The sequence below is a fragment of the Microcystis sp. LE19-84.1B genome, assembly GCF_027531875.1.
In the GTDB taxonomy this organism is placed as follows: Bacteria; Cyanobacteriota; Cyanobacteriia; order Cyanobacteriales; family Microcystaceae; genus Microcystis; species Microcystis panniformis.
In genome coordinates, this window is sequence record NZ_JAPZSR010000233.1 from 1 (window position 1) to 7,466 (window position 7,466).

A 7,466-nucleotide genomic window follows, 5' to 3' on the forward strand; every position below is an offset into this window, starting at 1 on the left:
TCGCGATTTTCGCGGGCCAGATTTCTTTGCTGTCCTCAATGTCGATGGTACGAGAGAGCGACAGGGTTGGGTAATTTGGGAAGAAGAGGGACGTTATCCTGATGTTATCGTGGAATTAACCTCTCCTAGTACCGCTAAGACCGATAAAGTCCGAAAAAAGGCAATTTATGAGGGAACCTTCCGCACGCCGGATTATTTCATCTACGATCCTTTTGATGCCAATTCTTTACAAGGATGGCATTTAGGGGCCGACCAACGCTACCATTCTTTAGAACGAAACGAGCGCGGCTGGTTATGGTGCGAAACCTTAGGCTATTGGTTGGGAACTTGGGAGGGTACTATTGACCGAGAAACGGCAATTTGGGCGAGATTTTATGACCCAGAAGGCAATTTAATCCCCTTGCCAGAAGAAGCAGCACAGGAGCAAGCGGCTGCAGCACAGGAGCAGGCGGCTGCAGCACAGGAGCAGGCGGCCGCAGCACAGGAGCAGGCGGCTGCAGCACAGGAGCAGGCGGCTGCAGCACAGGAGCAGGCGGCTGCAGCACAAGAGCAATTAAATGCTACTCAGCAAGCTCTGGAAGCGGAAAGACAGCGTTCTCAACGGCTGGCGGCTCGTTTGCGAGAAATGGGGATAGACTTGTAGTACAAGTGTAACGAATGTTCGGGGTGGGGAGATGGGGAAATGACCTGATGGGGAGCTTTTTGCCTGACTGACGAGCAGATTTTCAACACAATCAGTGGTCATGCCAAATTAATTTCCTCAACCTTGAGGAGAAATTCTGTCAACTTCGATCAAAAGCCGCGTAAATTCTGTATTTTCTCTGGAAGTCTTATACATGGCTTTTAAAATTGTGATCGTAGCAGTAGGCTAATTCAGATCAATTAAACTTCTTCCTCACTCCCGACTTTGTTAGTATCATGAAACCTAACTCTGGCCGTAAACGGTTATTATCCCTGATATCTGCTGTTTCCTGTAGTTCCCTCTTGATTTTATCCCCTCTAGCCCAGAGAGCGCAAGCAGACGATATTACGGATGCCCTAGAAGCGGTAATTGAATATACGGCTCAATTACACCAGATCAATTTTAAGTATTTGTTAAGCAATGGCCCGATAACCACTCCCTGCGGCGTAATTTCCCTAGCGGCTTTCTGCACTGTAGATAATACAATCTACGTCAATCTCAAGCAAGTTACTGGTATTAGCGATAATCCTCTATTTCCCCTTTACGCCGTCGCTCATGAGGCCGCTCACGCTGTTCAGTGGAATCGGGGTATCGGTGGCATCGATGAAGGTGGAATGAGCATCGGCATTGAATTACAGGCCGATTGTCTAGCGGGAGATACCCTTTCTTGGTTATTTACCGAAGCAAGAAGTTTATCCAAACAGGATTATATACTAGCAGGAAAACTTCTAGCGGAAGCGGCCTCGGAAGTGGGCGATTTTGAAGCTCCTAATCGCTCCCACGGCACACCACAACAGCGAGGTGATTCGGTCTTGCAAGGATTCTACGGGGAAAATCATCAAGCTTGTATGCGTTAACTAACACTCAAGGCTCTATTTCCCCTAGAATGCCTAAAAAAGTTTAAAAAACTACTGTAACCCTAACCAAGATAGCAGACCTTGGCCAGTTAGATACTCAATCAACAGGGTGATCACAAAACCAATCATAGCGGCTCTACCGTTGAGGCGCTCGGCATAGTCATTAAAACCAAATTTGGGATCTTCTAATTTGGGGGTTTGAGTCGGTTGTGGTTCAGTCATGATCTTTACAGTCCGTTTACATTTCTTTACTATTCTAGCGGAGTTAGAAGTTAGGTTGTAACTAATTTCTAACTCCTCTCTATTTGCCCTAATCTCGACCGTTAAGAGCGATTAAAAGGCGCAGAATAAAGATAAATAGGTTGATATAGGTCAAATACATCGATAAAGCAGCACTGAGATACTGCTCATCTCTGTAGGTACGGGGCAAGATGTAAAAGTCCACCACTGCGGAGCCTGCAAACAGGAAAACCCCGATGCCAGAAATAGCAATTTCTAACCAGGTGGGAGTAGCACCACCAAAGATAGAGAAAATTAGCTGACCAATGAGAACAATAAAGAGAGCGAGAATACCGATGCTAACGGTTTGAGTCAGGGCTAAACCATCTTTTTCCGACAGATTCGAGCCGATATTCCGTCCCAAGACAAAAGCGATGCCGCAACCGAGGGCAGCAATTGCCACTCCTCGCAAACCAACACCGGAAGTACCTAAGGCCACATAGACGATTCCACTGAGAGTATAGCCAGAAAGAAGGCTATAGAGAGTCAGTAGGGGCAGAGCAGTGCCTGTATTGCCTCTTTCCGCAGTATTGCGGGCGACAAAAAATAAAATAATCTCGGCAACCAGGGCGACAAAGAAAGTCGGGAAGAAAATCTGGGGATAGGATTGGATCACACCTAAACCGCCATAGGTTCCCACCGCAGTCAAAATTAGACCGCCACCGAGATAGGGCAGGGCCTTGGGGATAACATTGGGGCCGATAAGTGCTTGGCTTTTAGCCTCGCGTAAAGCTTGACGAAAATTACTGGTATTACTCATGGTGACTAGGTTCGAGATACTTGTCTCAATCAATCTTGTTAAACAGAAACCATTCTTGATTAGTTCGTCAAGAATGGCAAATCGGAGGGAAGAAAAAAAGGTAAATTTTTCCCCCGGCATCGATTCCCTCTTGATTGTAACGAAAAGACTAGGGATCGAGCTAAGTAGGTAGGTGTTAAAAATTGTCAGATACCCCCCTTATCAAGGGGGGATTAAGGGGGGATCGGCACCCCCCTTATCAAGGGGGGATTAAGGGGGGATCGAACCCAAAATTTATCTTCAATTTAATTATAACCAGCTACTTAACTCAACGCTTCAAAATAATCGCAAATTTGATGATGTAGCTGGGATTGACGCAATTTTTGCAAAGCTTTCGACTCAATTTGTCGCACCCTTTCCCGGGATAATTCCAAAGTGCGACCGATATCAGCCAAAGAATGGGATTTACCATCGAGAAAACCATAGCGCAATTCAATCACTTCTCGTTCGCGAGTGGTTAAATCTGCCAATAATTCTCTGATATCTCTTTGCAAAGATTCATAGACAAAATGATTTTCTGAAGACACTGCTTCGGTTTCCAAAAGGTCTATTAATTCCGTATCTTTTTCCTTACCTACCTTAATTTCCAAGGAAACCGAACGCGGCACTGTCATCAACACTTCCCGCACAGCTTCAGGAGTCAGAGCTAACTCTTGGGCAATTTCCTCTACGGTCGCACTGCGACCGCGGATTTGCGAGATTTTCCGTTGTGCCTTCTTAATTTTGTTGAGTTTTTCGGTAATATGAACTGGTAAACGAATCATCCGGCTTTGAGTTGCGATCTCGCGTAGCGAGCGCGTTGCGACCGCTCTCGTCATTCCTTGACGGATCCACCAGTAGGCATAGGTACTAAAACGATAGCCTTTGGTGGGATCAAATTTCTCGACGGCCCGTTCTAAACCCAGGGTTCCCTCTTGAATCAAATCCAATAATTCTAAACCGCGATTCTGATATTTTTTGGCCACCGACACCACCAGACGTAAATTGGCCTTGATCATCTGTTCTTTGGCATGGGTACCAAGGGCAATAATTTCTTCTAATTCCCCCACTTCTAAGCCCGCTAGGTGCGCCCAACGCTGTTTTCCTGCTTTTAAAGCATTTTTTAACTCAGACACGGTGATTTGGGCGGTTTTTGCCCAACGTTCTAGGGAGGGACGATGGGCTGATCGAGCGGTTAGCTGATCATGAACCGCAATTAACTTGACAAATTGCTGTACTTGTGCATCACCTTGTTTAACGGCGGCGGCGCATAATTTCAGTAAAGACAGATGACGCTGTACCTGTTGCGCTTGTTCAACTTCCTCGTCCCGTTTGAGTAGAGGCACTCTGCCAATGTCTTGTAAGTACAAACGTACCAAATCAGTAGTTGTCCCTTTGCTGTGGATTTTTTCGGGACTAGATACTAAATCATCTTCTAAATCACTGCCGAGAAAATCTTCATCTAGGTCGATCGAGTTTTCCTTCAATTTTAGGACAGAAAAAGAGGGAGAGATAAATTCAGTTTCGAGCGTCGAGGGATTAATTGCAGACATGATGGCTTCTCTACGGCGACTGTGATAGGAATTAGAAACTTTTAAATCGTTTTCCGTAGTCATAGCTTTCCCACTTAAGCGAGGAAATGATGCAGTTGGGAAAATTTTTTTCTCAAAAGTATCGATCTGTAAACCTAGAAGTTACACCAAGTCTGGGGTTTACCTTCTTAGCCCAACTTCTCGAATTAGGGTCTGCTGAAAAACTTTTTGCCGCAAACCCTATCTAGGGTTGGCTGAATAAATCTAAAAACCTTGTTATACTAAATCCAGTTATTAAAAACTGATTATTTATTCCCCTCGACCCCCCCTTGCCCCCCCGACGTCGGGGGGGTTGCCTCTTGCATGAGTGCCTCTCCTCATAACTAGCCTGTATTTAACGGATTTAGTATTAGATAGGGCTTTTAGACTTTTTTTTCCTCAAAAAGTGCCGACCCTTGCAGTGATCGGGGGTAAAATTCCGGGACTTTTTCCCTGAAAATTAGGTAACTGACTACCTCAAAATCGGTAAAACCCTACACCCACGAAAAACTTTTTGCCGCAAACCCTATCTATTCCTGACTTTCCAGATAATTACAGATTTGTTCTAATTTAGCCAGGGCTTTTCCCGACTGTAAAGATTGTTGTGCTTGCTGGAAACCCGTGGGGATATCTGGGACAATTCCACAGCGCCAAAGATAAAAACCACCGTTAAAAATTGCCGCATCGCTTAATTCATTATTTTCTCCAGCTAATAAACCCTTTAATTTAGCGGTGAGCATCTCTAAAGATTCGAGGGGATAATCTGAGGGACAGAAGCCATAATCGCGAGGATTTAGGAAAAATCGCTGAAAGGAAGGCGGATCGGTGGGATTTCCCAGACCAATAATCGCCGTCCGATTACAGGCTAAATCACAACTGCCCTCTAATCCTTTCACAGTGGTGAAATGAGAGATATTTCTCAGGGCAAAAGTTTCGCGAAAACGCTCCTCGGTGGGGGGATGAACAAAACCCGATATCTGATGAATATTACCGACAAAAGGCGACCACATTAACTCTACCGTGGCCATGGGCGGACGTTTACCGATTTGCTCCCGATAGGTGATGAAATTCTGTACTAGAGGGAAATGGCGCGGAATATAGAAAAAAGTCAATCCTGTGGTGATTAAACAGTCTTTCACTGCTGCTAAGGATAATTGACTAAAATCTGCTCCTAATTGCTGCCAGATTTCCTTGAGGGAAACACCGTATTTAGTCGGCATTCGATCGCCCCCGTGCAGGACTACGGGAACCCCTGCCAACCCTAAGATTAAAGTAGTGATCGGAGTAACCGGGGCAGTGCGAGAGCGTCCATCGTAGGGATTGCCAAAAATAGCGATCGGATGCTGAAAAGAGGCTGATTCTAGGGTTATTTGCGGGCCAAGCTCGGCGTAGGCATCAAGCATTCCCGCTAACTCATCGCTGGTGGGGCGTTTAATGCGATGGGCAATCATAAAAGCACCGATTTGGGCCGGGGTTGCTTCTTGGGTTAACATCATCTTGGTGGCCATCGCCGCTTCAGGACGGGTTAGATTTTTGCCCGTATGGGTGCCACTACCGATCGCTTTTAATAATTCTCGAAAAGTATCGCTCATCTCAAGGAAGAAAATAAAGAGTAAATAGGATTGATTGGGATTGCTAAGGCTGGACGGGGTGATTTTCTAGGTTTTTAATCATACTTTGCTTTATTTGCCGCACTAATTGACAAAAATGAGCGATCGGTGGTATCTGTAGGCGATCGCTAGTGGTGACAAGGACTACCTGACGGGTGAGACGATGACTAAATTTACCATTATTAGGATGGGGATTTTCGCCCCTAGGGGAAGCAAGAGGACGAATGGCGAGGGTGGCATCGCTACGAGCCTCCATCAGGGCAGATTGGGGCAGAAGAGCGATAATATTACCCTGACGCACCACACCGCGAAAAGCATCAAGGGTGTTTAATTCCATGACAGTTTTTAGGTGGGCATCCTGACGGGAAAACCATTCTTGTACTAATCTTTGCATTCCGTAGCCATCTTTGAAAACCACTTGCGGATAGGGGATTAATTCCGACCATGGCACTTCTTTGTATTGGGCAAGGGGATGATTAGCGGCCATGAGAATTTCGATCGCTTCTTCATATAATATTTCTACCACCATCTCCGGGCTAGAGGTGAGAAAACGATTATTCATTACCAAGGCCAGATCTACTAAACCATCCCGCAGCACTTTTAAGGCGCGATCACTGCCTAGGGCTGTAACTCTTAACTGAACTTCTGGGTATTCAGCACAAAATTTCGGCAAAATCGGCGGTAAATAGTGGGCGCACACGGAATGAATCGCCGCCACGCACAATTCTGGCTGTTTTCCCGCCTGTAGGTCAGTGATTTCCTCGTGAACATTCGTCCATTCTTGACAAATTCGTTTCGCCCGGGGCAGTAATTTCTCCCCGGCAATGGTTAACTTCGCTTGGGCGGTACGATGAAAAAGAGGGAAGCCCAAATCGGTTTCTAGGGATTGAATCTGGCGGCTGATAGTCGATTGGGTGACTCCACACTGGCGCGCGGCTTGACCAAAATTGCCCGTATCGGCTACGGCTAAAAAGGCTTGCAATTGCTCGATCCGCATTCTTTCTGTTTTTAATTACATTCCGTCATGACCTTATGACAATAACGAATTTTATTCTGACTTTTGGTAGAAATTGCTACCGTTTTCTCAGTTATCAGTTATTTCAGCGGTCAGCCTTAAACTACTTTGAACATCTGGAAATCGGGCTAAAAGTTGCTCGGAAGCTGTGAGGCTATCTTTTGCTAATTCCAAAGCACCTGTTCCGATTACCTTACCTAAAGGACAAGCTACAGTGGTCAGCGCCTGAAAGTCTAGGTGGGCAATGCAATCTATTCCTGTGCCAGAAATTGTTAAACCAGGCTCTGTTTACTGGCGGGAATACATGAGTAAGGTGCGTTCTCAAAAATCGATCGGTGCAGTAGTAGGACTTGCATCAGGGAACGCACCCCACATCGATGGCGTACTGCTACGCAGTGCCTTCGGCATCGCACTATAGCCAATGTTTTGGATAAGTTCTTTCTTCAGCTAAATTGTTGAAGATGACCGCGCACACTACTAAAATCATCGAACCCTCAAAAGTTGGTCTCAGCAAAAATTGCCAATCGGGTTGAGTCATCGGAAATTTTGGGTCTGAAACCCCGCCGTTCTAGGTTGGCTTTACGTTAGAATTAAAAGGCCAGTCTCGAAAACCAAGTGGACGGCGCAGCACCTTGAAAACTCGGCTTAGGGGGTTCCGACCAGAAAAGCTTGGC

At 45.9% G+C, this 7,466-nt stretch carries 9 protein-coding genes; 3 read left to right on the top strand and 6 right to left on the bottom strand.

Going from position 1 to position 7,466, the window contains the following annotated elements; translation table 11 throughout:
- Positions 1–643, top strand: a 643-nt coding sequence (locus O9324_RS13635) for a Uma2 family endonuclease (RefSeq protein WP_288140460.1), incomplete at its 5' end; no start/stop codon positions are given.
- Between the two features lie 275 nt (positions 644–918).
- Positions 919–1,539 carry a neutral zinc metallopeptidase gene (locus tag O9324_RS13640; RefSeq protein WP_002766582.1) on the top strand — a complete coding sequence of 207 codons (621 nt, stop codon included), beginning with the start codon at positions 919–921 and terminating at the stop codon, positions 1,537–1,539.
- A 51-nt stretch (positions 1,540–1,590) separates the two neighbouring features.
- On the opposite strand, the gene O9324_RS13645 is transcribed toward O9324_RS13640, so the two are convergent.
- The 5 genes from O9324_RS13645 to O9324_RS13665 form a co-directional block, all read right to left on the bottom strand.
- A complete protein-coding gene (locus tag O9324_RS13645) occupies positions 1,591–1,761 on the bottom strand; it encodes a CAB/ELIP/HLIP family chlorophyll-binding protein (RefSeq protein WP_002742489.1) in 171 nt (56 codons plus the stop codon).
- Positions 1,762–1,849: 88 nt separating this feature from the next.
- Positions 1,850–2,578: a Bax inhibitor-1/YccA family protein gene (locus tag O9324_RS13650; RefSeq protein ID WP_043996014.1), complete on the bottom strand. Its 729-nt coding sequence runs from the start codon at positions 2,576–2,578 to the stop codon at positions 1,850–1,852.
- A 302-nt stretch (positions 2,579–2,880) separates the two neighbouring features.
- Positions 2,881–4,149, bottom strand: a complete 1,269-nt coding sequence (gene sigC / locus O9324_RS13655; protein WP_288140463.1) for an RNA polymerase sigma factor SigC — start codon at positions 4,147–4,149, stop codon at positions 2,881–2,883.
- A gap of 548 nt (positions 4,150–4,697) precedes the next feature.
- Positions 4,698–5,759, bottom strand: a complete 1,062-nt coding sequence (locus O9324_RS13660; RefSeq protein WP_002766791.1) for an anthranilate phosphoribosyltransferase family protein — start codon at positions 5,757–5,759, stop codon at positions 4,698–4,700.
- A 43-nt stretch (positions 5,760–5,802) separates the two neighbouring features.
- Entirely contained in the window at positions 5,803–6,774 is a 972-nt protein-coding gene (locus O9324_RS13665; protein WP_288140461.1) for a LysR family transcriptional regulator, read from the bottom strand.
- A gap of 262 nt (positions 6,775–7,036) precedes the next feature.
- On the opposite strand from O9324_RS13665, the gene O9324_RS13670 reads away from it, so the two are divergent.
- Positions 7,037–7,210, top strand: a complete 174-nt coding sequence (locus tag O9324_RS13670) for a hypothetical protein (protein ID WP_288140462.1) — start codon at positions 7,037–7,039, stop codon at positions 7,208–7,210.
- Here O9324_RS13670 and O9324_RS27515 read toward each other — a convergent pair.
- Positions 7,205–7,330 carry an HPP family protein gene (locus O9324_RS27515; protein WP_502846584.1) on the bottom strand — a complete coding sequence of 42 codons (126 nt, stop codon included), beginning with the start codon at positions 7,328–7,330 and terminating at the stop codon, positions 7,205–7,207. The two genes, O9324_RS13670 and O9324_RS27515, sit on opposite strands and share 6 nt — an antisense overlap.
- Positions 7,331–7,466: the final 136 nt, after the last annotated feature.